At 62.7% G+C, this 255-nt stretch carries 1 protein-coding gene; it reads right to left on the bottom strand.

What is annotated here, in order from left to right; all coding sequences use genetic code 11:
• Nucleotides 1–55 precede the first annotated feature (55 nt).
• Nucleotides 56–255 (bottom strand): hypothetical protein (locus ACH13J_RS18550; RefSeq protein ID WP_397544817.1); only part of this gene is annotated, 200 nt, incomplete at its 5' end.

Below are 255 nucleotides of genomic sequence, written 5' to 3'. Positions count from 1 at the left end.
GAATGGCGGCGCAGCCCTGAGCAGGAGGGCATGGATGCCCCCCACGCTCTCGCGCTTATGCCCTGCGTTGGCGCACCAGGTGCTTGAAGCCTTCGTACACCAGCACCATCACCGCCAGCCAGATCGGGATGTAGGTCAGCCATTCGCCCGTCTTGATACCTTCACCCAGCAGCAACGCCACCCCCAGCAGCAGGACCGGCTCCACATAACTGAGCAACCCGAACAGGCTGAATGCGAGCAAGCGGCTGGCAATGA

Source organism: Roseovarius salis (assembly GCF_044472985.1).
Lineage (GTDB): Bacteria > Pseudomonadota > Alphaproteobacteria > Rhodobacterales > Rhodobacteraceae > Roseovarius > Roseovarius salis.
The sequence above is the reverse complement of the archived record's forward strand: the minus strand, read 5'-3'. Positions and strand labels throughout refer to the sequence as shown.